General features: G+C 72.0%; 18 protein-coding genes and 4 pseudogenes. 9 read left to right on the forward strand and 13 right to left on the reverse strand.

What is annotated here, in order from left to right:
- Nucleotides 1-34: 34 nt before the first annotated feature.
- From AB0N14_RS23920 to AB0N14_RS23930, 3 genes are all read right to left on the reverse strand, one after another.
- Nucleotides 35-208 (reverse strand): hypothetical protein, encoded by a 174-nt coding sequence (locus tag AB0N14_RS23920; protein WP_366027740.1) that lies wholly within the window; start codon nt 206-208, stop codon nt 35-37.
- Between the two features lie 290 nt (nt 209-498).
- A complete protein-coding gene (locus AB0N14_RS23925; protein ID WP_366027741.1) occupies nt 499-2364 on the reverse strand; it encodes an FUSC family protein in 1866 nt (621 codons plus the stop codon).
- 174 nt (nt 2365-2538) lie between these two features.
- Nucleotides 2539-3321 (reverse strand): nucleotidyltransferase domain-containing protein, encoded by a 783-nt coding sequence (locus AB0N14_RS23930; RefSeq protein ID WP_366027742.1) that lies wholly within the window; start codon nt 3319-3321, stop codon nt 2539-2541.
- Nucleotides 3322-3410: 89 nt separating this feature from the next.
- On the opposite strand from AB0N14_RS23930, the pseudogene AB0N14_RS23935 reads away from it, so the two are divergent.
- The 3 pseudogenes from AB0N14_RS23935 to AB0N14_RS23945 all read left to right on the forward strand — a co-directional run.
- A pseudogene (locus tag AB0N14_RS23935) lies at nt 3411-4297 on the forward strand (cytosine permease); the annotation flags it as partial.
- 41 nt (nt 4298-4338) lie between these two features.
- Nucleotides 4339-4608, forward strand: a pseudogene (locus tag AB0N14_RS23940) (aspartate/glutamate racemase family protein); the annotation flags it as partial.
- 106 nt (nt 4609-4714) lie between these two features.
- Nucleotides 4715-4861 (forward strand): annotated as a pseudogene (locus AB0N14_RS23945) (aspartate/glutamate racemase family protein); the annotation flags it as partial.
- A 149-nt stretch (nt 4862-5010) separates the two neighbouring features.
- Here AB0N14_RS23945 and AB0N14_RS23950 read toward each other — a convergent pair.
- Nucleotides 5011-5598 (reverse strand): annotated as a pseudogene (locus tag AB0N14_RS23950) (cytosine permease); the annotation flags it as partial.
- Nucleotides 5599-5861: 263 nt separating this feature from the next.
- Between AB0N14_RS23950 and AB0N14_RS23955 the strand changes: the two are divergent.
- A complete protein-coding gene (locus AB0N14_RS23955) occupies nt 5862-6518 on the forward strand; it encodes a GntR family transcriptional regulator (protein WP_366027743.1) in 657 nt (218 codons plus the stop codon).
- A 21-nt stretch (nt 6519-6539) separates the two neighbouring features.
- On the opposite strand, the gene AB0N14_RS23960 is transcribed toward AB0N14_RS23955, so the two are convergent.
- On the reverse strand, nt 6540-7241 hold the full coding sequence (locus AB0N14_RS23960) for a uracil-DNA glycosylase (protein WP_366027744.1): 702 nt from the start codon (nt 7239-7241) through the stop codon (nt 6540-6542).
- 111 nt (nt 7242-7352) lie between these two features.
- On the opposite strand from AB0N14_RS23960, the gene AB0N14_RS23965 reads away from it, so the two are divergent.
- Nucleotides 7353-8045 (forward strand): RNA-binding S4 domain-containing protein, encoded by a 693-nt coding sequence (locus AB0N14_RS23965; protein WP_366027745.1) that lies wholly within the window; start codon nt 7353-7355, stop codon nt 8043-8045.
- 1 nt (nt 8046) lies between these two features.
- Here the strand turns inward: AB0N14_RS23965 and AB0N14_RS23970 are convergent, their stop codons facing one another.
- Both AB0N14_RS23970 and AB0N14_RS23975 read right to left on the reverse strand, forming a co-directional pair.
- Complete coding sequence (locus AB0N14_RS23970; RefSeq protein WP_366027746.1) at nt 8047-8739, reverse strand: class I SAM-dependent methyltransferase; 693 nt, start codon at nt 8737-8739, stop codon at nt 8047-8049.
- An 83-nt stretch (nt 8740-8822) separates the two neighbouring features.
- Entirely contained in the window at nt 8823-9809 is a 987-nt protein-coding gene (locus AB0N14_RS23975) for an acyltransferase domain-containing protein (RefSeq protein WP_366027747.1), read from the reverse strand.
- Nucleotides 9810-9928: 119 nt separating this feature from the next.
- On the opposite strand from AB0N14_RS23975, the gene AB0N14_RS23980 reads away from it, so the two are divergent.
- Nucleotides 9929-10195, forward strand: a complete 267-nt coding sequence (locus AB0N14_RS23980; protein WP_366027748.1) for a DUF6343 family protein — start codon at nt 9929-9931, stop codon at nt 10193-10195.
- Between the two features lie 84 nt (nt 10196-10279).
- Here AB0N14_RS23980 and AB0N14_RS23985 read toward each other — a convergent pair whose 3' ends face one another.
- From AB0N14_RS23985 to rpsA, 4 genes are all read right to left on the reverse strand, one after another.
- Complete coding sequence (locus AB0N14_RS23985; RefSeq protein WP_366027749.1) at nt 10280-10660, reverse strand: tetratricopeptide repeat protein; 381 nt, start codon at nt 10658-10660, stop codon at nt 10280-10282.
- 50 nt (nt 10661-10710) lie between these two features.
- Nucleotides 10711-11319 carry a dephospho-CoA kinase gene (gene coaE, locus AB0N14_RS23990; protein ID WP_366027750.1) on the reverse strand — a complete coding sequence of 203 codons (609 nt, stop codon included), beginning with the start codon at nt 11317-11319 and terminating at the stop codon, nt 10711-10713.
- 70 nt (nt 11320-11389) lie between these two features.
- Complete coding sequence (locus tag AB0N14_RS23995; RefSeq protein WP_366027751.1) at nt 11390-12328, reverse strand: PAC2 family protein; 939 nt, start codon at nt 12326-12328, stop codon at nt 11390-11392.
- 181 nt (nt 12329-12509) lie between these two features.
- Entirely contained in the window at nt 12510-14000 is a 1491-nt protein-coding gene (gene rpsA / locus AB0N14_RS24000; protein WP_366027752.1) for a 30S ribosomal protein S1, read from the reverse strand.
- 344 nt (nt 14001-14344) lie between these two features.
- On the opposite strand from rpsA, the gene AB0N14_RS24005 reads away from it, so the two are divergent.
- From AB0N14_RS24005 to hrpB, 3 genes are all read left to right on the forward strand, one after another.
- Nucleotides 14345-15205, forward strand: a complete 861-nt coding sequence (locus AB0N14_RS24005) for a class I SAM-dependent methyltransferase (RefSeq protein WP_366027753.1) — start codon at nt 14345-14347, stop codon at nt 15203-15205.
- A gap of 142 nt (nt 15206-15347) precedes the next feature.
- On the forward strand, nt 15348-15674 hold the full coding sequence (locus AB0N14_RS24010) for a hypothetical protein (protein ID WP_366027754.1): 327 nt from the start codon (nt 15348-15350) through the stop codon (nt 15672-15674).
- Between the two features lie 25 nt (nt 15675-15699).
- Entirely contained in the window at nt 15700-18201 is a 2502-nt protein-coding gene (hrpB, locus tag AB0N14_RS24015) for an ATP-dependent helicase HrpB (RefSeq protein WP_366027755.1), read from the forward strand.
- Here hrpB and AB0N14_RS24020 read toward each other — a convergent pair.
- Both AB0N14_RS24020 and AB0N14_RS24025 read right to left on the reverse strand, forming a co-directional pair.
- Complete coding sequence (locus AB0N14_RS24020) at nt 18191-19180, reverse strand: DUF3068 domain-containing protein (protein WP_366027756.1); 990 nt, start codon at nt 19178-19180, stop codon at nt 18191-18193. The two genes, hrpB and AB0N14_RS24020, sit on opposite strands and share 11 nt — an antisense overlap.
- Nucleotides 19181-19203: 23 nt before the next feature.
- Nucleotides 19204-19338 carry an SPW_0924 family protein gene (locus AB0N14_RS24025; protein WP_366027757.1) on the reverse strand — a complete coding sequence of 45 codons (135 nt, stop codon included), beginning with the start codon at nt 19336-19338 and terminating at the stop codon, nt 19204-19206.
- Nucleotides 19339-19460: the final 122 nt, after the last annotated feature.

Genomic DNA, 19460 nt, shown 5'->3' on the forward strand with positions numbered 1-19460 from the left:
GTACGCGCCCCTGCCGACCCGACCGGTGCGGCGGTCACTCGGCGGCGTCGGCCCCCCGCACGACCACCAGGAACGCATCCGTCATGAGGTCCATCACGACCTCCGCGGCCTGCCCCTCCAGGCGCCGCGCCTGCGCGAACTCCTCCGCCGGCCACGAGCCCCGCGGCCCGCCGGCGGGAAAGCGCGCCAGCACTGTTCGCCCGTTCACCCTGCACCTCCTTGCAACGCCGTGTCTCGGCGAGCCGATCACGGTCGACTCCTAGAGTTAAACGCATGCCCTTGGGTGAACGGCGCGTTAAGTGACGCTACTGAGACGCATTTGACACGCGGTCAATGCGAAATCAGGGCGAATTCATCGGAACAGCCTGATTTGCCGGAGGCTCGGGACCTTCCGCGCGACGGCCACGACCACGGGGATGCCACGGCCGCGACCGCGGCGCTGCCGGGTGCCGGGTGCCGGGTGTCAGATAGTCCCCCTGGAAGCCGTGACGGCTTGCGCTACACCGCCAGGGGCAGCCGCGGGGTCTCCTCCGTGCCCAGTCTGGCATGCGCGCGGCGCTCGGCGAGTTCGTCGAGCAATTCGGCGAGCCGTTGGCGGTGCCGGGGCGTGAGGCGTCCGCTGTCATCGAGGTGCACGGCACAGGCTGTGGTGGTGTCGACAAGTCGTTCGAGCGTGGCGGCCACCTCGTCCATGCCCTCGGTGTGGCGGGCGAGGGCGGGGTGCTCGGCGGCGGCGAGGTCGATCGCGAGGCGGGCCTCGGCGAGCGCACGGTAGGCCTCGCGGCGCAGCGCCCAGCGCCCGGCGCGGTCGTCCTCCCGGGTCAGGACGTGCGCGAGGTAGGCGTGTGCGGCGTCCACCGCGCGTACCAGCCGGGCCCGTACGGTGCCGCCGCGCTGCCCCGGCGTCGGCAGATGCCCGACGAGCAGCACGATCCCGCAGGCCAGCAGCGTCTCCCCGATGCGGCTCCAGGATGCCTGCGACTCGCCGCCGACCATGACCAGGGCGAGGACGAGGACGGTGACGACGGCGGTCTGCGCGGCGAAGTGCCTCGTGGCGACCGGGATGAGCGCGCCGCACAGCGCGACGATCGTGACGAGCCCCGCGGGCCGGGGCACGACGGCGGCGAGGGCGGCGAAGACGACGGCACCCAGCACCGTCCCGGCCGCCCGGCACAGCACACGGGAGACCAGCGGCCCGAGGTCGGGCTTGACGAGGAAGACGGCGGTGGCGGGCAGCCAGTACCAGTGGGTGTGGTGCCCGTACCAGTGGGTGCGATGCAGGGCCTGCGCGATGGCGGCGCCGGCGCCGAAGCTGAGGGCGACGCGGAGTCCGTACTCGCGTCCCCCGGCGCCCAGGACGGTGCGCAGCACGGAGGCGGCGGTACGGCGCCGGGCGTGCAGGCCGTGTCCGTCGCCGCCCCGGTCGAAGGTGTCGGCGGCGTGCAGGAGGGCGTCGTCGAGGGCGCGCAGCGCGGGGGCGTTGCGGGTCGGCGCGGGCAACGGTCCGGTGTGCGTGTTGCCACGCACGGCGGCTGCGAGGCGGCGCGGCCCCTGCGCTGCCCGCGCGGGAACGGCGTCCCCGGCCCAGGCGAGCGCGGTGGCGGCCTCGGCGAGAGGGAGAGCGGCGGCGTACTGCGCGCGCAGGCGCCGTTCGGCGGAGGAGGACGCGTACCGCCGCAGCCGGGGCCCGGCGAGGGCGTCCTGGGCGTGGTCGAGGGCGGCGGTCAGGGCCGCCCTCCGCGCGGTGGCGTCCGGGGTGCCGGTGGCGAGGAGCAGGTCGGCGATGGCGTCGTACACCCCGGCGACGGCGTCGCGTTCCCCGTCGAAGCGGTAGTCGCCGGTGGTCGCGCCGGGCGTGGGCAGCACCAGGCGCAGCGCCAGCAGCCAGCCGGCGCCGGCGAGGAAGGCGAGGGCCCGCTGCCAGCCGCTCTCGGGCAGCGGCATCCCGGCACCGATGGCCGCGCCGACGAGCAGCTGCGTACCGGCCCCGGAGGCGACGGGCCCTACCGCGCTGACGGCTCCGGCGACGAGTCCGAGGCCGGTGAGCACGAGAGTGAGGAGGACGGCTTCGGTGTGCTGCCCGGCATACGTCCCGGCGAGCAGCCCACCGGCCCCCGCGAGCGCGGGCGCCCCGAGCCGCTGCACGGAGGTCCGTCGGCTGCCGGACCGGTCGTTGATCCCGGCGAGCATGGCCCCGAGGGCGGCGAGGACACCGGCCGACGTACGCCCGACGAGCAGGGCGGCCAGCAGTAGCGGCCCCGCGGCGAGCGCACCCCGCGCGACGGCGCTCCAGGGCACGGGACCGCGCTGGGCGCGCAGGGCGTGGGCGAGCCAGGGCGGCAGGGCGAACACGGGACGCGACACAGGGCTCCTGTCCGGACGAGGGCGGGGCCTTCGGGCGACGGTGGCCGGGCGGTGTGGCGTCCACGGTAGGGGGTGTTCTTGGAGCGAAAAGGACGTGAGCGTTTCGGCGGTGTGAAAGGGCGGGCGGGGGGCGTGTTCTTTATGAACGCAACCCCACGCCGCCGACGTCGTCCCTCACACCCGGATGAGTGCCTCTGCCGCGGCGACCGACCGGGTCAGCGACTCCGGGTCCGGGCCAAGGCCCGCGACGATGTCGTCAGCCGCTCTGAGTCCCGCACGCTCCACCAGTCGTTTTTCGTTGGTCACCCATTCCCCGCGCGCAGCGAGAACGGCATGTGCCGCTTGGGCGGTTGCCACCGCGACGGCACCGGCGACCTCCGTCCGCCGCCCGGCCGGGGCGTGGTTGGCCTTGGCGTATGCGAGCGTCGCCCGTGCCGTTCCGAGCCATCGCGCGTACGCGCTCGTGCGCAGCTTCTCCGGGTAGCGGGCGGGGCGTGGGACCGCTCCACGCAGGACGCGGTTGACGGCCAGTTCGGCGACCAGCAGGTACGTCGGGATTCCGGCCAGATGGAACAGCAGCGGCTCGACCTGGAACCGCCCTTCTTCCGCCTCGGTGAGGACCTGGTCGACAACGTCCAGGTCCCGGTAACGGATGTCCACGCGGCGGTCCTCGATCGTCAGCCAGGCGCCGCCGTTGAAGACGCCGCCGCCCCAGCCGCCGATCTCCGAGACCTCGCCCTCCCAGCCGACGGACCGAAGGTCGTCGGGGTCGAACGGGCCCCGGTAGTAGAAGGCCAGATCCCAGTCGCTGGCCGGGGTGTGGGTGCCCTGGGCGCGGGATCCGCCGAGGGCGACGGCACGGGCCGCGGGGAGGGCGGCCAGGCGGTCCGCCACGGCGTCGAGGAACGTGTCGTCGTCTCCGGTCACCGTCTGCGTCACCGAGGCGTTCTCGTTCACCGGGCCCCCTTCGCCGCAGGTACGACGCCCACGGTAGTCCGGCGCGAGCGGCACGTCGCCGGGATTTCGAGCGGTTGGGGTGGCGGGACCTGGTGATGATCGCGCTGGCGGTCTGGATCCTCGCGAAGGCCGACTGGAGCATCTCGCTCACCTCCACGCCTCACCCGGTCTCCGTGGGCGAGCAGTGGCGGCAGTGGTTCGGCGCCGTCGGGCTCATCCTCGCCACCTACGGCACCCTTATGCTCAACTTCTGCGACTTTTTCCCGCTTCGCACCCGAACACCACCGTCAAGCGCGGCAACTTCTGGGGCCTGCCGGTCAACTCGACGGCCTTCGTGATCGTGTCGGTCATCGTCACGGCCGGTTCCATCAAGGTGTTCGGCGAGGCCATCACCGACCCGGCGATGCTCGTCGCGAAGATCGGCAACACCTGGGTGCTGGTCCTGGCGGCCTTCACCTTCGCCGTCGCCACCATGGGCGTCAACATCGTCGCCAACTTCGTTTCACCCGCCTACGACCTGGCCAACGTCTGGCCGCAGAAGATCAGCTTCAAGGTCGGCGGCATGATCAGCACGGTAGCCGCGCTGGTCGTCACCCCCTGGAACCTCTTCTCCAACCCCACCGTCGTCAACTACTTCCTCGGTGGCCTCGGCGCCTTCCTCGGCCCGCTGTTCGGTGTGATCATGCTGGACACCTACTGGCTGAAGCGCGGCCGCATCGACGTCGACCAGCTCTTCAGCGCCGAACCCAGGTCCCGCTACTACTACCGCAAGGGGGTCAACCCCAAGGCGCTGTGGGCGTTCCTGCCCTCGGCGGCGGTCGCAGCGGTGCTTGCGCTGGTCAAGGACTTCAGCGCCGTGGCCCCGTACTCCTGGTTCATCGGGACCGCGCTGTCCGCGGCGCTGTACCTGGTGCTGTGCCGATCCGAGCGCACCGCTCCGGCCGTCGCTCCGGCCGCAGCCGTCGTGGAGGGCTGAGCGTGCGGATCGTCGTCACCAACTGCAACACCACGCAGGAGATGACCGAGGAGATCCTCCGTGGTGCCCGGGCCGCCGCCGGCCCGGGCACCACCGTGACCGGACTGACCCCCGCGTGGGAGCCGGAGTCCGCGGAGGGCTGGCTCGACAGCTACCTCTCGGCCGCCGCCGTCCTCGACGCACTGCGCACCTACGAGGGCCCGTACGACGCCGTGGTCATGGCGGGCTTCGGAGAGCACGGCCGCGAGGGCGCGCGGGAACTGCTGGACGTGCCGGTCGTCGACATCACCGAAGCCGCGGCCCACCTGGCGTGCCTGCTCGGGCGGCGGTTCGGGGTCGTCACCACCCTGGAACGCTCGTGCGGGCAGATCGAGGAACAGCCTGTACACGGCGGGCGTCCTGCAGAACTGCGCCGCCGTGGTCGGCACCGGCATCGGCGTCCTCGACCTCGGCGACACGGCCCGCACAGAGGAGGCCTTCGTGACCGCCGCCGAACGGGCCCGCGCGGCCGGCGCCGAGGTTCTCGTCCTGGGCTGCGCCGGGATGACCGGGCTGCAGCGGGCGGTGGGGGAGAAGCTGGGGCTTCCGGTGGTCGACGGGGTGGCCGCGGCGGTGAAGCTCGCCGAGTCCCTGGTCTCCCTGGGCCTGACGACGAGCCGGGCGGGCAGCTGGGCGAAGCCGCTGCCGAAACCGGGTGTGGGGGCGGGGGTGCAGATGGCGGGACCGCAGAAGTCCTGGAACTTCCGTACCGACTCCATGCCCCGGCTGATGATCAGCGCCTGGATCAGCCACAGGGCGACGAACGACGTCCAGCCGAGCGCGTTGAGGCCGAGGAAGGAGTGGTGGGTCCACGACGTCAGGCCCGGCCAGGCCGCGAGCAGCATGACGTTGACGGCGACGGACGCAAGGTAGGTCTGGATGCCGTACCACATGATGGCGATCACCACCCTGATCAGGGCCGGGATGTTGGCGCCCCAGACCCCGAAGCTGATCCGGCTGACGACCGGGAACGGGACCCCGTGCCGCTGGCCGATCCTGCCCATCATGTTCATCCCGAGGTAGATGAGGACGAAGCCGACGAGCAGGGAGGTGAAGATCTGCCAGACGTTCATGCCGAGGACCAGCAGGCCGGCGGCGAAGGTGTAGTTGCCGAGGTTGTGGACGTCGGACATCCACATGGCGAACAGGTCGAAGACCTTCCACTTGCGCTCGGCGGCGGGTGCGAGGTCTTCGTTGGTGAGGCGGGGGTCGGGGGCGAACGCTGGGACGCCGGTGGCTTCGGCGCGATCGGCGAGGGACACGGGGCCTCCATGGGCGAGGGGACGGAGGGGCCTTTCAGTACGGTCCGGTGCGGATCGATGGCGGGGAGGCACGTCCGGGTGGGGGCCGGATGCCGGTGAGTTCCCGGGTGCTGGGCGGGGGCTGGGTGAGGTCAGGGTGCGGGGTGCTTCTCGCGCAGGAACCAAGGCGTTTGGTATACCAAACTGCGCCGTCAACCGTTCCGCCCGATGTCCGTCCCGTTACGGCTCCGTAAAACACCCTCCGAATCCGCGAAGATGACCCCATGACGAAGATCGAACCCCTGGGTGCGGTGCGCGAGCGGGTGCTCGCCACGTTGCGGCAGGAGATCATCGCGGGGCGGCTGCGCCCGGGCGACCGCCTGGTCGAGCGGGAGCTCGCCGAGCGGTTCGGAGTCTCGCGCGTCCCGGTCCGGGAGGCGATCCGCGCACTGGTCGCCGAGGGGTTCGTGCTCTTCGAGACACCGCGCAGAACCGTCGTGCGGCGGCTGACCCCGACCGACGTCAAGGAGCTCTTCGAGCTGCGCGAGGCCCTCGAGGTCTACGCGGCCGGGCTCGCCACGGCCCGGGCGGGTGAGACGGACCTCGCGGAACTGGCGGAGCTGCTGGACCAGGCGGCGGCCGCGACCGCCGTCGGCGACGCCGAGACGATCACGGACATCAACACCCGTTTCCACGACCGGATCCTCGCCATGGCCGGCAACAGCCTGCTGATCTCGGTCATGGAACCGGTCGACGGACGACTGCGCTGGCTCACCCGCCAGAACGAGGAGTGGCCCCAGCTCCTGACCGAACACCGCGAGCTGTACGAGGCGATCGCCTCCGGCGACCCGGACCGCGCCCGCGCCCACGCCCTCGCCCATGTGCGCGCCAACTACCGCTCCACGGTGCGGCACCTGTTCGCAGACGGAGAGCTGCCCTAGGGCTGCCCTAGGGCCTGTCGTCTACGGCTTGGCCGGCAGCCCCGCCGCGTCCGCCGCCGTGCGCAGTACGTCCCGCAGCATCCGCGGCGTGAGCCGACCCGTGAAGGTGTTGCGCTGGCTGACGTGGAAGCAGCCGAACAGTTCCAGTCCTTCCAGTGACACCCGGGCCCCGTGCCCGAAGGCGGGCCGCGGCCGGGGTACCGCCCAGCCGGCCTCACCGAGCGCGGTCAGCGCGGCCTGCCAGCCGAAGGAGCCGAGCGCGACCACGGACCGCAGCGACGGACGCAGCAGCCGCAGTTCCTGCACGAGCCACGGCCGGCATGTGTCCCGTTCCTCGGGCGTCGGCTTGTTGGCGGGCGGAGCGCAGTGCACGGGCGCGGTGACGCGTACGCCGTACAGCTCCAGGCCGTCGTCGGCGGACACCGACGTAGGCTGCGACGCCAGACCCACGTCGTGCAGCGCCGCGTACAGCACGTCCCCGGAGCGGTCTCGGGTGAACATCCGTCCGGTCCGGTTTCCGCCGTGGGCCGCGGGGGCGAGGCCGATGACGAGCAGCCGGGCGTCCGGTGGCCCGAAGCCCGGCACCGGACGCCCCCAGTACGTCCAGTCGGCGAACGCGGCCCGCTTGGTGGCGGCCACCTCCTCGCGCCATGCGACCAGGCGCGGGCAGGCACGGCATCCCGTGATCCGCTCGTCCAGCCGGGCGAGGCTGCTGCTGTCCATGCCTCCACGGTAGGGCCGGGCGACGCAGACCTGGAGCGGCACCCCGCTGCCTGGCTTTCACCGCGGAAATGGAGTCCGGTCCACCGGGCTCGGCGAGCTAAGGTCGGGAGCATGGCTTCTGAAGGTGCGGACCACGAGACGACGGGCGGGACCGAGGCGACCCGCGCGGCTACGACAGGCCGGGACTCCGGGGTGCTCCGCGGTGACGAGGCGGACCGGCGGGACTCCGGCACGGGCGCGGACGTCCGAGCCACCGACGCCCGGCCCTCCCCGCAGCCGGCGGACGCCGAACCGACCGCCGTGGACCCGAAGGCCGCCGCCGCGGTGGCCGCCGCCGAGGCGGCCGGCCCGGGGAACGGCGAGAGTGTCCGCATCGACAGCTGGATCTGGTCCGTACGGCTCGTCAAGACCCGCTCGATCGGCTCCGCCGCCTGCCGGGGCGGGCACGTGCGGGTGAACGGCGAGCGCGTGAAGCCCGCGTACAACGTGCGCATCGGCGACGAGGTGCGCCTCAGGCACGAGGGCCGGGAGCGGGTCGTCGTCGTGAAGCGTCTGATCCGCAAGCGCGTAGGCGCCCCGGTGGCCGTGCAGTGCTACATCGACAACAGCCCGCCCCCGCCGCCCCGCGAGGCGATCGCCCCGGCAGGTGTCCGCGACCGTGGCACGGGCCGGCCCACCAAGCGCGACCGCCGCGAGACGGAACGCCTCCGCGGCCTTGCCGCGGCCGCGGGCGGCGGCTTCGCGAGCGGTCTGGGCGCACAGGGCAGGCCCGGTGGCCGGAGTCGGACCAAGGGTGGGAGTTGAGCTACCCCGCCCGCACCGCCCTCACCCACATCCGGTCGTCCGTCAGATACCTGTCCACACGCAGTCCCGCCTCCGCCAGCGCCTCCTCGAACTGCTGTCTGCTCAGGGACCGGGAGAGGAACGTCTGAGTCCAGGTCGCGTCCGGGAATTCGTACTCCGCGCGCACCGAGTCGACCCCGTCCCCCACCGGTTCCGCGGACACGATCCGTACCGTGAAGCCGCTCAGGTCGACCCGTTCACGTGGCAGGTTCGTGTGGTAGTCCTCGCCCTCCCTCTGGATCAGCACGCATCCGCCGTCGGCCACGTGCCGGGCGCAGGTCCGCAGCAGTCGTCCGCGCACCCCGACGTCCCCGGCGTGCACGAGGAACGACGCGAGCAGCACCACGTCGAACGTCTCGCCCAGGTCCAGGACCTCGATCGGGCTGCATATCGTGCGTGCGCCGCGCACCCGCTCCAGCATCTCCGGTGACTCGTCCACCGCGGTGACCGTGAGACCGCGCTCCAGCAGCGGATGGGTCATCCTCCCCACCCCGCTGCCCAGTTCCAGGATGTGCGCCCCCGCCGGCACGGCCGCGGCGACGATGTCCGGCTCGTCCCCGGGCGGTAGTCGTGAGTACAGCTCGACGGCACAGCCGTCGGGTGTGATCACGCCGGGGCCCGTGCCCCGGTAACCGGTCCGCATCTTCTGCTTCATGCCCGTCCAACGGGCCGCCGCGATTGTCCCGTTCCCGGTCCACTGTCACCCGATGGGGTGAAACGTTCGAGGGTCGAACGGCGTCACAGCGCGAACCAGCCGTGACCCCCGTACCAGTGCCCGCCCGCCCGCAGATGATCCCCCACCGCCCGCTCCACGCCGCTCCGCCGGGGCAGCTCTCCGACCGGCAGCTCCGGGTCGCCGAAGACGAAGCCGACCGGTAGCCCGTCGTCCGGTGTCGTGTCCTGGTAGGCGAGTTCGAAGCGGTTCTGGAAGCGGATGATGTTGGAGTCCGCCGGAAGATACCGCTTGAGCTGGGGATCGAGCAGCCAGGAGTGGCACACGGCGATCTCATGGCGCTCGTCGGGATAGTGCCGGGCGAAGAATGCCCGTGCCAGCGTCAGGGACCGCTCGCAGGCGGACGGCGACAGCGGGCCACTGAAGTCGGGTATGTGCAGGCTCAGACAGAGGTCGCCGGGCCCGTGCGCCCGGCCCGCCGCCGCGACGGCCCGCCCCGTGCGCCGTCCCAGCCGCGCCCGCTGGAACTGCAGCCGCCCCAGTTGGAACAGCTCCCCATGAAAGTGGAGCGCGATCCACCAGGGGAACAGCAACCCGCCCGTGCCACGGCGTCGGCGGTGCACCGCCATGTGCCGGCCGAGGTCGGCGAGCGTGCGACGGGACACATCCTCCGGGATGCCGCGCTCGCGGTGGTACGCCCGCACGTACGGCAGCGCCGCGACGAAGACGTACACGGGGAAGAGCCGTCCGAGCGGCCCCGCCGACGCGGGGAACTGCGGTGGCTCCCAGCCCTTGCCGATCTCCCCCATGTCCCGTACCAGGCGGGCGACACACCGCTCCACCAGCGTCGTCGCCTCCGGGTCCCGGCCGAGCCGGGCGCGCTGGGCGACGAGTTCGTTGATGTCCTCGTGGGGCACCGACAGATCGAGCAGCACGTCGGGCAGCTCGTCCGCGTCGGGCAGGGTGGCCTGGACACGCGTGTCACCGTCGCTGTCGAGGTCCCTCAGCCACTCGGCGAGCCGCGCGTCCGCCCGCAGCGTTTCCAGCAGCACCGTCGCCTCCCCGCACGGACCCGGTCCCGCTGCTGTTCGCGGACGCCCGGATCCGGTCGCCGTCCCATGGTGAACGTGCACCACGAAGGGTACTGGTGCCCTGAGGAGCAGTGAGGGCGATGCGTACGGGCAGTGAACCGACAACGGCGCGCAGTGCGCTGCGGGCCCGCTTCTGGCTGAGCCTGTGGGGCCTGGTGTGGGCCACCTTCGGCACGGTCGTGTTCGCACTCCTCGGCCGGCCGGGCTGGGCGGCCGCGTGCGGTGCGCTGTGGCTGGTCGTCGCCGCGGACATGACCCTGATCGTGCGGCACATCCGTCAGGGCCCACACTGGCAGCCGGGCCGTGAGGTCCCGCCGTACCCGCCGCCGGAACGCCGCGGCCGGTAGCCGCTGAGAGGATCCTGTCGGCGGTGCGGGCCGCAGAGGCGCGTGCCAGGTCCCGCGATGCCGAGCTGATCAGGAAGGTCGGCCCTAGGAGTCGAAGCGTGCCGCCTTCAGGTACTGAGGGTTCGGGTCCAGTGCGGCGGCCAGCCGGAAGTGCCGCTTCGCCTCGTCGGGCCGGGCCTGGCGCTCGTAGGTGCGGGCGAGTGCGAAGTGCGCGTACGCGTTGTCCGGCTCGCGTTCCAGCACGATGCTGAACTCCAGCTCGGCCGGTCGTAGTTGCGCGGCTGCGAAGAAGGCACGCGCGCGAAGCAGCCGGGCGGCGGTGTTCTCGGGGTGGGCGGCGATCACGCCGTCGAGCAGCTTGACCGCGCCCCGCGGGTCCCGTGCTGCGAGGAGTTGTTCCGCGGCGCGGAAGTCGATGACATGCGTTTCCGGAGTGGGTCCGGTGGAATCGCTGGTCTCGGGCACGGCAGAGTCCTTCCCTTACTGCACCGGTTCAACGCCCCCGCGGGCGGACGCTATTCCTGTGAACGGTGCGCTCTGTGGACGAGTTCCTCCCATACGTCCCTTACGCGCTGCTTCAGCTGCTCCAGCGGCACATCGTTGTCGATCACGATGTCCGCGACTTCCAGGCGCTTCTGGCGTGGCGCCTGGGCGGCCATGCGGGCGCGTGCGTCCTCCTCGGTCATACCTCGCAGGCGGACCAGCCGGTCGAGCCGGGTGGCGGGGCTCGCGTCGACGACGATCACGACGTCGTAGAGCGGGGCCAGCCCGTTCTCGGCGAGGAGGGGGACGTCGTGGACGACCACCGCGTCGTCGGGAGCGGTGGTCTCCAGTTCGCGGGAGCGGGCGCCCACCAAGGGGTGCACGATCGAGTTCAGGACCGCCAGCTTGTCCGGGTCGGCGAAGACGATGGAGCCCAGCCTGGGGCGGTCCAGGCTGCCGTCCGCGGTGAGGATGTCCTCGCCGAACGCCTCGACGACCGCCGAGAGCCCGGGGGTGCCCGGAGCGACGACCTCGCGCGCGATGCGGTCCGCGTCGATCAGTACGGCCCCGCTCTCCACGAGCAGCCGCGACACCTCGCTCTTGCCGGCGCCGATACCGCCGGTCAGGCCCACCTTCAGCATGCCGGGAAGCTTACGGCCTGCCACTGACGGTACCGATGGCAGGCCGTGGGTCGAGCTCCCCGCCTCGGGCTCAGCCGTCGCCCTCGCGCTCCGCCAGGAAGCGCTCGAATTCCTGTCCGATCTCATCCGCGGACGGGATCTCCATGGGCTCGGCGAGCATGTTGCCGCGCGTCTCGGCGCCTGCGGCGGCGTCGTACTGGTGCTCGAGCCCCTGGACGAGCCGCACCAGGTCCTCGTCACCCTCCCGGATCTGCCGCTCGATCTCCGTCTGCGTGCGGTGCGCGTCGTTGCGCAGGGAGTGCGCGACGCCCGGCAGAACGAGTCCGGTGGCGGCCGTGATGGCCTCCAGGACGGTGAGCGCGGCGTCCGGATACGGGGAGCGGGCGATGTAGTGGGGGACGTGCGCGGCGACGCCCAGAACGTCGTGTCCGGCCTCAGCGAGCCGGTACTCGATCAGGGCCTCGGCGCTGCCCGGTACCTGTGCCTCCTCGAAGGGGCTGCGGTGGCCGGGTACCAGGTCGGTGCGGTTGCCGTGCGGGGTGAGGCCCACCGGCCGGGTGTGCGGCACGCCCATGGGGATGCCGTGGAAGTTCACGGACAGACGGACGCCGAGCCGCTCCACGATCTGCCCCACGGCCGCGGCGAACCGCTCCCACTCCACGTCCGGCTCGGGCCCCGACAGCAACAGGAACGGCGCTCCGGTCGCATCCTGCAGGAGGCGCACCTCGATGCTGGGGACCTCGTAGTCGGTCCAGCGGTCGCGCCGGAAGGTGAGCAGGGGACGGCGGGCGCGGTAGTCCACGAGCCGGTCGTGGTCGAAGCGGGCCACGACCTGCTGGGGGAGCGCGTCCAGGAGCCCGTCGACGATCAGGTCGCCGGTCTCGCCCGCGTCGATGTATCCGTCGAAGTGGTAGAGCATGACCAGTCCGGCCGATTCCTGGGCGAGCGCCATGTCGACGACGGCGAGGCCCTTCGGCTCCCATGCGTACAAACCCTGCGGATCAAGCACTGTAGACCGCTCCTCCTCGTGTTCGTACGGCACAACGCGGGCCGGGGCACGGTCATTCCCGGTCCGCGCACCGGCAGTACGGCCGTCACAGCCGACAGTGCCCAGGCCTCGAAACGCGACTGAGGGCCCGCCCCACAGGGGACGGGCCCTCAGTCATCGGCTAACGCCTAGCCGCGAGCGTTCAGCTCTGGCCGCCGGCCAGCTTCTCGCGCAGGGCCGCCAGCGCCTCGTCCGACGCCAGGGCGCCGGAGTTGTCGCCGCCCTCGGAGGAGTACGAACCGCCGGTCGCGACCGGAGCGGCGGCCTCGCCACCCTCGGCAGCGGCAGCGGCGTCCGCCTCGCGGGACTTGATGACCTGCTGCTGGTGCTGCTCGAAGCGGGCCTGCGCCTCGGCGTACTGGCGCTCCCACTCCTCGCGCTGCTTCTCGTAGCCCTCGAGCCAGTCGTTGGTCTCGGGGTCGAAGCCCTCGGGGTAGATGTAGTTGCCCTGGTCGTCGTAGGACGCGGCCATGCCGTACAGGGTCGGGTCGAACTCGACCGACGCCGGGTCGGCACCGAAGGACTCGTTGGCCTGCTTCAGCGAGAGGCTGATGCGGCGACGCTCGAGGTCGATGTCGATGACCTTGACGAAGATCTCGTCGTTGACCTGGACGACCTGCTCCGGGATCTCCACGTGGCGCTCGGCCAGCTCGGAGATGTGGACCAGACCCTCGATGCCCTCGTCCACGCGGACGAACGCACCGAACGGAACCAGCTTCGTGACCTTGCCGGGCACGACCTGGCCGATCTGGTGGGTGCGGGCGAACTGCTGCCACGGATCTTCCTGGGTCGCCTTCAGCGACAGGGAGACACGCTCGCGGTCCATGTCGACGTCGAGGACCTCGACGGTGACCTCCTGGCCCACCTCGACGACCTCGGACGGGTGGTCGATGTGCTTCCAGGACAGCTCGGAGACGTGGACCAGACCGTCGACGCCACCCAGGTCCACGAAGGCACCGAAGTTGACGATCGAGGAGACGACGCCGGACCGGACCTGACCCTTCTGCAGGGTCGTGAGGAAGGTCTGGCGGACCTCGGACTGGGTCTGCTCGAGCCAGGCGCGGCGGGACAGGACCACGTTGTTGCGGTTCTTGTCCAGCTCGATGATCTTGGCCTCGAGCTCCTTGCCGACGTACGGCTGCAGGTCGCGGACGCGGCGCATCTCGACCAGGGAGGCCGGCAGGAAGCCGCGGAGGCCGATGTCGAGGATGAGACCACCCTTGACGACCTCGATGACGGTACCGGTGACGATGCCGTCCTCTTCCTTGATCTTCTCGATGGTGCCCCAGGCACGCTCGTACTGGGCGCGCTTCTTCGAGAGGATCAGGCGGCCTTCCTTGTCCTCCTTCTGGAGGACCAGGGCCTCGATCTCGTCACCCACGGCGACGACCTCGTTCGGGTCGACGTCGTGCTTGATCGAGAGCTCGCGGCTCGGGATGACACCTTCGGTCTTGTAACCGATGTCGAGCAGGACCTCGTCCCGGTCGACCTTCACGATGACGCCGTCGACGATGTCGCCGTCGTTGAAGTACTTGATCGTCTCGTCGATCGCTGCGAGGAACGCTTCCTCGTTACCGATGTCGTTGACCGCTACCTGCGGGGTGGTGGCGGTGGTCTCGGTGCTGCTCGTCATGTGGAAAAGGGCTCCGGTACGGACATTGAAGTCGTAGGTACTGCTCACGCTGGAGCCCGTTTCGCTCTGCAGAAGCCGGACAGCCAAGGAAGCGCCCCACCAGCCAACTGGTGATGGCGCCTCGACAACCGAGGGGACATACAACAGATGCGAGCGCAGCCTGCTACGTCTGAGGTGCGCAGGCCCGCAGCGCAACTTGTAGCATACGGGGGCAGCCGGGCAGGGTCAATGCGCGAAGGCGCACACCCGGGGCGGATCGCCGCATTCCCGGCACAAGTCACCGTGCGACACCGGCCGCACCCGGCCGATGCCACGAGACCGTGCAGGCCACAGGACCCTTTTCCGTGACACCGCCGCGTCAGGCTGGACGGAAGAGTACGACGAGGGAGCCCACCATCCAAGAGCCCGAACAGTTCGAACCGGAAGCCACCCGACGCGCGGCGGGTGCCACGGAGAGTTCCCGGGCCAACCGGGGCTGGTGGGACCGGAACGCGGACGAGTACCAGATCGAGCACGGCACGTTCCTCGGCGACGACCGCTTCGTCTGGGGGCCCGAGGGCCTGGACGAGGTCGAGGCCGAGCTGCTCGGCCCGCCCGAGGACCTGAAGGGCAAGGACGTCCTGGAGATCGGTGCCGGCGCGGCGCAGTGCTCCCGCTGGCTCGCCGGGCACGGCGCCCGCCCGGTGGCCCTCGACCTCTCCCACCGCCAGCTCCAGCACGCCCTGCGCATCGGCGCCGGCTTCCCCCTGGTGCAGGCGGACGCCTGCGTCCTGCCCTTCCGGGACGCCTCCTTCGACCTGGCGTGCTCGGCGTACGGGGCGCTGCCCTTCGTGGCGGACCCGCGGCTGGTGCTGCGCGAGGTGCACCGGGTGCTGCGCCCCGACGGCCGTTTCGTGTTCTCGGCGACCCACCCCGTCCGCTGGGCGTTCCCGGACGAGCCGGGGCCGGAGGGTCTCGCGGTCTCGGCCTCCTACTTCGACCGCACGCCGTACGTGGAGCAGGACGAGGAGGGCCGGGCGGTGTACGTCGAGCACCACCGCACGCTCGGCGACCGGGTGCGGGACATCGTGACGTCCGGCTTCCGGCTCGTCGACCTGGTCGAGCCGGAGTGGCCGGCCTGGAACACGTCCGAGTGGGGCGGGTGGTCGCCGCTGCGCGGCGCGCTGATCCCGGGGACGGCGATCTTCGTGTGCGAACGGGACTGATGTACCGAGGGAGCGGTTCCGGCCAATCTGCGGGGGTTGCGGCCGTGCGCGTATGCCGGCCGTACCGGCAGGGCACAAACGATGAGTCGACATATCACCCTCAAGGCCGCGCTCCGCGGTGCCAGCGGTGGGGGGTACGCGCATGCACGTCTGCCCGGTCTGCCGGCGAGGGGACAGGACCACCCGGCTCCGCAGGTACTGGAGGACGCTGACGCCCGAGGCGCGCGCCGGGGCACCGCACCTCGCGCGGCCCGCACTGGACGAGGAGCGCTGGGCGGCGCCGTTCGGGCTCCTGACCGTGGGCTGCGCCCTGCTCGTGTCGGAGGTGTGGCTGGGGTTCGTCGGGCTGGCCGGCGGGGGCCTGTGGCTGGTTTCCCTGCGCGGCAGCGTCGCGCAGGCGGCGCGGCAGCGGGCCGACTGGCGCAGGCAGCTGTTCTGCCTGCGCTGCCACCACGTCTTTCTTCCGTGACGCGGCCGCCTGGAACACTGGTGCGGTGATCCGCCGCGACGCTCTCGACCGCCTGCCCGTCCGTTCCGCCGTCCCCTCTCTTGGAGCCGCTCTGGGCGAGCACGGGACGGCGGTGCTGTGCGCGCCGCCGGGCACCGGCAAGACGACGCTGGTGCCGCTCGCGCTGGCGGGGCTGCTGGGCGACGGTCCCGCTCGGCGGGTGGTGGTGGCCGAGCCTCGGCGGATCGCGGCGCGCGCGGCGGCCCGGCGGATGGCGTGGCTGCTGGGCGAGAAGACCGGTGAGAGCGTCGGCTACACCGTGCGCGGGGAGCGGGTGGTCGGGCGGCACACGCGCGTGGAGGTCGTCACGACCGGTGTGCTGTTGCAGCGGCTGCAGCGGGACCAGGAGCTGGCGGGCGTCGACGTGGTCGTGCTCGACGAGGTCCACGAGCGGCACCTGGACGCCGACACGGTCGCCGCCTTCCTGCTCGACGTACGCCAGACGCTGCGGCCGGAGCTGGAGTTGGTGGCTGCCTCCGCGACGACGGACACGGAGGGCTGGGCACGGCTGCTGGGCGGGGCACCGGTCGTCCGGGCGGAGGGCGTGTCGTACCCCGTGGAGGTGGTGTGGGCACCTCCCTCGCGCCCCGTGCGGCCCCCGCACGGGATGCGGGTGGATCCGGCGCTGCTCACGCATGTGGCGTCGGTGGTGCGGCGGGCGCTGGCCGAGTGCGAGGGGGACGTGCTGTGCTTCCTGCCCGGTGTCGGGGAGATGGCGCGCGTGGCGGGTCATCTGGGGGGTCTGGGCGGCACCGAGGTGCTCCAGGTTCACGGGCGGGCGCCGGCAGCCGTGCAGGAGGCCGTGCTGTCGCCGGGCTCGGCACGCCGTGTGGTGCTGGCGACGGCCGTGGCGGAGTCGTCCCTGACCGTGCCGGGGGTGCGGGCGGTCGTCGACTCCGGTCTCGCGCGCGAGCCGCGGGTCGACCATGCGCGGGGGCTGAGCGCGCTGACGACGGTACGGGCCTCGCAGGCGGCGGGTCGGCAGCGGGCGGGCCGGGCGGGGCGTGAGGCGCCGGGCCGGGTGTACCGCTGCTGGTCCGAGGCGGAGGACGCGCGGCTGCCGCGTTTCCCGGCGCCGGAGATCCGGCTGGCCGATCTGACGGCGTTCGCCTTGCAGGCGGCGTCCTGGGGCGACCCGGACGCGTCCGGGCTGGCGCTCCTCGACGCGCCGCCGCCCGGGCCGATGGCGGCGGCGCAATCGGTGCTGACGGCGATCGGCGCGGTGGACGCGGCGGGACGAGTCACGGAGCGGGGCGTACGGATGTCCCGGCTGGGACTGCATCCACGGCTGGCGCGGGCGCTGCTGGACGCGGCCCCGCGGGTCGGCGCGGAGCGGGCCGCGGAGGCGGTGGCTCTGCTGAGCGAGGAGCCGCCGCGGGAGTACGGCGACGACCTGGCGGCGGTGTGGCGGGCGGCCCGGCTCCAGGGCGCCGCGTACGCGGCGCCCTGGAGGGAGGAGGTGCGCCGGCTGCGGGCCGCGGCGGGCGACGTGCCTGTCGGTCCTGCGGAGGTGGGCGACGAACGGGTGGTGGGACTCGTCGCCGCGCTCGCCTTCCCGGAGCGGCTCGCGCGGGCCGACGCCGGCTCATGCCTCATGGTGAACGGCACCCGCGCCGAGCTGAGGGAAGGGTCGGGGCTGCGCGGTGCCCCGTGGCTGGCGGTGGCCGTGGCCGACCGACCCGTCGGTGCGGGGCACGCGCGCGTGGGGCTCGCCGCCGTGGTCGACGAGGACGTGGCGCGGCGGGCTGCCGGGGCCCTGTACTCCACGAGCGAGGAGGTGCACTGGGCCGACGGAGATGTCGTCGCCCGGAGTGTCGAGCGGCTCGGGGCCGTCGAGCTGGCGGCGCGGCCGCTGCGGGACCCGGCACCCGCCCTCGTACGCCGGGCCCTGCTGGAGGGGCTGCGGCAGGAGGGCTTCGGTCTGCTGCGGTGGTCCCCTCAGGCCCGTGTGCTGCGGCAGCGCCTCGCCTTTCTGCAACTGCACCTGGGCGAGCCGTGGCCGGACGTCCGCGATGACGCGCTCCACGCGCGCGTGGACGAGTGGCTGGAGCCCGAGCTGAGCCGTGCCCGGCGGCGGGCCGACCTCGCCCGGATCGACGCGGGGCAGGCCCTGGCCCGGCTGCTGCCCTGGTCCACCGGGGACGCCGCCCGGCTCGACGAACTCGCCCCGGAGCGGATCACCGTCCCGAGCGGGTCCGCGATCCGGATCGACTACGCCGATCCCGAGCGGCCCGTGCTCGCCGTGAAGCTGCAGGAGATGTTCGGGCTGCAGGCCTCGCCCGAGATCGCCGGTGTGCCCGTCGTCGTACATCTGCTCTCCCCCGCCGGGCGGCCCGCGGCCGTCACCGCCGACCTCGCCTCCTTCTGGCGGGACGGCTACAGGGCCGTACGGGCGGAGCTGCGCGGCCGCTACCCCAAGCACCCGTGGCCGGAGGACCCGGCCACCGCGGAGCCGACCCGGCACACGAACGCGCGGCTCAGGCGGTGACCGGCTCGGGCTCCACGACCGCGGTGGGCTCCGGGTCGTCCGGGCGGCGGCCGCGCGCCTCCAGGTAGAGGGACAGCGACAGCAGGGCGGCACCGAGGATCAGGAAGCCCCACGGCAGGGAGGACGCCAGCAGCAGCATCAGCAGGCGGTTGTGCTTGACCAGGGCGACCGTCGAGGCGATGTGGACCTCGCGCATCTTCACATGTCCCGCGAAGACCGTGACCCTGTCACGGCCCCCGAGGAGCGTGCCGCCACGCAACTCCTCCTTGTGGATCTCCTCGTAGACGGGCGCACCGGTCAGGGGTTCGACCCAGAACTTGCGAACCGTGGTGTACCAGCGGGTCGTGCCGGTCTTCGCGACCGACTCGGGGGTGATGCCCTTGACGGGCACCACCCTGGGGAAGGGGACCTTGGTCCACGGGATCGTCTGTTCGAAGTAGTAGACCTTGACGCCCCGGAAGGTCCGCGTGCCCTTGTAGTGGATGGGGCGGGTGACGCGGGCTTGCGCGTCGAAGTACTCGTAGTCCCGCTTCTGGGTCAGGAACGGCCATTTGAACTCGATGCCGTCACGGTGGACGGGGTCGCCGTCGACCATCTCGCCGGTGGCGTGGACGGGTTCCTGGCTGTGGGCGTCGAAAATGTACCGCTCCGGGATGCGGGACACCATGGCGCCGTCGGGTCCCTGCACATAGGACAGGCCGTCCCAGACGACCACGTCCCGGCCCGCGGTCTTCTCGATCTTCTCAGCGGCCTCCACGTTCCCTCCGAGGGTCTGCACGATGATGACCTTGGGGACCGTGCGGGACGTCATGGTGCCGTAGTCGAGGAGGGTGGCGTTCTTCGCCTCGAGGACCATGGTCTGGTACTGGTTCGCGGGGACCTTGGACAGGCGTGTGAATGCGTACCAGCGCAGCAATGGGGACAGCGCCGTGAAGAACACGGCGAAGGCGAGCAGGATCAGGCCGGCCTTGCGGCGCATCTCACGTCCTCCCTGTGCGCGCGTCACGGATGTCTGGGGACCGTCGTCAGCAGTGGTTCAGGGGACGTCGTACCGGACGGCGAACCCAGGGCCGTCAGGCCGAACGCCAGGACGAACGCCGCGGCCAGGCCGATCGCGGCGGCGATGAGGGCGCGCATACGGGCCTCCCCTGGACGGCAGCCGGAACACGGAAACTGATGGGCCGTCAGGTCCGGCACCGTAGCGACGGGCGCACGAGATGAGAACAGAGCGCACGAAAAGGCGGCGGCGCCCCTCCGTG

Source organism: Streptomyces sp. NPDC051104 (assembly GCF_040682835.1).
Taxonomy (GTDB): Bacteria; Actinomycetota; Actinomycetes; order Streptomycetales; family Streptomycetaceae; genus Streptomyces; species Streptomyces cynarae.